Here is a 3,211-nt window from a genome sequence, read left to right on the forward strand (position 1 = left end):
CCGGTGACGAAGCCAGCGTGGTGGTCGCGGCCGTGCTCGCCGGCAAGGGCAACTACGGCTACAACGCCGCCAACGGCACCTATGGCGACATGATCGAAATGGGCATCCTCGACCCGACCAAGGTGACGCGCACCGCGCTGCAGAACGCTGCCTCCGTGGCCGCGCTGATGCTCACGACCGAAGCGATGGTCGCCGAGTCCCCCAAGGACGAGGCCGGTGCCGGTGGTGGCATGGGCGGCGGCATGGGCGGTATGGGCGGCATGGGCATGGACATGTAAGTCCATTGCGACGGCATCGCGCAAGCGATGCCGCCAATGCCGAAGGGGCTGCGCGAGCAGCCCCTTTTTCGTTGGTCGATCAGAACGGCGCGCTGATTGCTCCGCTTGTGCTTGTATATGAGTCTGCGCCGCAAGGCGGCTGAGGCGCTGCGCGCTTGTCGGGCCTACAGCCCGGCCGCTGCCCGCAGCGCAGCCACCTTGTCGGTGCGCTCCCACGTGAACTCCGGCTCTTCGCGCCCGAAGTGCCCATACGCCGCCGTCTTCTCGTAGATCGGCCGCAGCAGGTCGAGCATCTGGATGATGCCCTTGGGCCGCAGGTCGAACATCTCGTGGATGAGTGCTGCGATGCGCTCGTCGGAGATTACGCCGGTGCCTTCGGTGTAGACCGTCACGTTCATCGGCCGCGCCACGCCGATGGCGTAGGCCACCTGGATCTGGCACTGGCGCGCGATGCCTGCCGCGACGATGTTCTTGGCCACGTAGCGCGCCGCATAGGCAGCCGAGCGGTCGACCTTGCTGGGGTCTTTGCCGCTGAACGCGCCGCCGCCGTGCGGGCAGGCGCCGCCGTAGGTGTCCACGATGATCTTGCGGCCGGTCAGGCCGCAGTCGCCTTGCGGGCCACCGATGACGAAGCGCCCGGTCGGGTTGATCAGGAACTTGGTGTCCTTCAACCACTCCTTGGGCAGCACCGGCCGGATGATCTCTTCGATGATGGCCTCAATGAACGAGGCCTTCATCTTGGTCGGCGTTTCACTCTGGTCGGGGTCGTGCTGGGTGGAGAGCACCACGGTGTCGATGCTGTGCGGCTTGCCGTCCACGTAGCGCATCGTGACCTGGCTCTTGGCGTCGGGCCGCAGGAAGGGCAGGCGGCCGTCTTTGCGCAGTTGCGCCTGGCGCTCGACCAGCCGGTGCGCGTAGTAGATCGGCGCGGGCATCAGCTCGGGCGTCTCGTCGCAGGCGTAGCCGAACATCAGGCCCTGGTCGCCGGCGCCGATGTTGAGGTGGTCGTCGCTGGCATGGTCGACGCCCTGGGCGATGTCATTGCTCTGCTTGTCGTAGCAGACCATCACCGCACAGCCCTTGTAGTCGATGCCGTATTCGGTGTTGTCGTAGCCGATGCGCTTGAGGGTGTCGCGCGCCACCTGGATGTAGTCGACGTGCGCGTTGGTTGTGATCTCGCCGGCCAGCACCACCAGGCCGGTGTTGCACAGCGTCTCGGCCGCCACGCGCGAGCGCGGATCCTCGGTGAAGATCGCGTCGAGGATCGCGTCCGAGATTTGGTCGGCCACCTTGTCGGGGTGGCCCTCGGAGACGGATTCGGATGTGAAAAGAAAGTCGTTCGCCACTCTTAAACTCCATGCCAAGCAAAGTTGCAACTCGCGTTGCCGGTCTGGTTGGAGGAGCGGCGAACGCTTTAGCGGTTTGTTGAGCCCGTCGGCCCGGCAGTGCATCAGGGTGCCCTGCAATCGCCCCGCAAGTAGTTCTTTAACTCGGCGACGTGCCGATTCTAGCGATCCCGACGACCCTGATGAGCCGACTCCTCCTGACCCTGTTGCGCGCCCTGGCCGACTGGCCGCTGGCCTGGCTGCACGCACTGGGCACGCCGCTCGGCTGGGCCGTCTACTTTGCGTCGCCGAGCTACCGCGCGCGCTTTCAGGCCAACGTGGCGCGGGCCGGCGTGCCGTGGCATGACGCGCGGCCCGCCATTGCCGCCGCCGGGCGCTTGCTCACCGAGCTGCCGCCGCTGTGGCTGCGCGCGAGCGAGGCGCCGTTGGCGGCGCACGTGCTGTGGCAGGGCGGCGAGTTGATCGAAGCGGCGCAGGCGGCCGGCCGTGGCCTGGTGATGCTCACGCCGCACCTCGGCTGCTTCGAGGTGATCGGCCAGTCGTATGCCGGCCGCTACGGCGCCGGGCGCGGCGCCATGACCGTGCTCTACCGCCCGGCTCGCAAACCCTGGCTGCGTGAGCTGGTCGAGTCTGCCCGCCGCCGCCCCGGCCTCGACGCCGCACCGGCCACCTTGGCCGGCGTGCGCCAGATGCTGCGGGCGCTCAAGCGCGGCGAAGTGGTCGGCCTGCTGCCCGACCAGGTGCCACCGGCCGGCCTGGGCGTGTGGGCGCCGTTCTTCGGCCAGCCGGCCTACACCATGACCTTGGCCGCGCGCCTGGTGCAGCAGACCGGCGCGGCCTTGCTGCTGGTGTGGGGCGAGCGGCTGCCGCGTGGCGGTGGCTATCGCGTGCGCGTGAGCGAACTCGGCGAGCCGCTGCCCACTGACGCTACCGAGGCCGCCGCCACCATCAACCGCGCCATGGAGCGGCTCATCCTGCAGTGCCCGGGCCAGTACCTCTGGGGCTACCACCGCTACAAGTCGCCGCGTGCCGACGCGAGCGGCGCACCGGGCGCAACCAGCGGGACCAGCGGGACCAGCGGGACCAGCGGGACCAGCGGGACCAGCGGGACCGCCGCGACAGGCGAGACGCACGCACCGGGCGCGCCCGGCGCCACCCGCGCGAGCGAGCGATGACACGCGCCCTGCTGGTCGTTTTATGGTTGTTGCACTGGCTGCCGCTGCCGCTGCTCGCGGTGCTTGGCCGCCTGCTCGGCCTGCTACTGTGGCCGCTGGCGACCGGGCGGCGCCGCGTCGCGCTGCGCAACATCGAGCTGTGCTTTCCCGATTGGTCGATGCGGCGGCGCCGCGAGCTGGCGCTGGCGCACTTTCAGTGGCTGGGCCGCAGCCTGCTCGAGCGCGGGCTGCTCTGGCATGCCTCGCCGGCCCGGCTGCGACGGCTCATCCACATTGAAGGGCCGGCCAGCTTTGGCGACACGCACGCCGGGCCGGTGATGTGGCTGGTGCCGCACTTCATGGCGCTCGACGTGGCGGGCGCCGCGGTGCAGCTGTTCGTGGCGCGCCCGGGCTGCTCGATCTACCAGACGCA

4 protein-coding genes are annotated in these 3,211 nt (G+C 69.3%); 3 read left to right on the top strand and 1 reads right to left on the bottom strand.

Annotated elements, in window-relative coordinates; all coding sequences use genetic code 11:
- A partial coding sequence (locus RMO12_RS14135; RefSeq protein WP_309639773.1) for a TCP-1/cpn60 chaperonin family protein occupies positions 1-278 on the top strand: 278 nt, incomplete at its 5' end.
- A 164-nt stretch (positions 279-442) separates the two neighbouring features.
- On the opposite strand, the gene metK is transcribed toward RMO12_RS14135, so the two are convergent.
- On the bottom strand, positions 443-1,624 hold the full coding sequence (gene metK / locus RMO12_RS14140; RefSeq protein ID WP_309639774.1) for a methionine adenosyltransferase: 1,182 nt from the start codon (positions 1,622-1,624) through the stop codon (positions 443-445).
- A gap of 182 nt (positions 1,625-1,806) precedes the next feature.
- Between metK and RMO12_RS14145 the strand changes: the two genes are divergently transcribed.
- Both RMO12_RS14145 and RMO12_RS14150 read left to right on the top strand, forming a co-directional pair.
- Entirely contained in the window at positions 1,807-2,799 is a 993-nt protein-coding gene (locus RMO12_RS14145; protein WP_405029685.1) for a lysophospholipid acyltransferase family protein, read from the top strand.
- On the top strand, positions 2,796-3,211 hold a 416-nt coding region (locus tag RMO12_RS14150; RefSeq protein ID WP_405029686.1), incomplete at its 3' end, for a lysophospholipid acyltransferase family protein. The genes RMO12_RS14145 and RMO12_RS14150, both read left to right, overlap by 4 nt.

The sequence above is a fragment of the Methylibium sp. genome (assembly GCF_031393925.1).
Lineage (GTDB): Bacteria > Pseudomonadota > Gammaproteobacteria > Burkholderiales > Burkholderiaceae_C > Methylibium.

Coding starts and splice junctions, on each gene's coding strand:
- RMO12_RS14145 (WP_405029685.1), top strand. CDS start 1,807: ATGAGCCGACTCCTCCTGACCCTGTTGCGCGCCCTGGCCGACTGGCCG.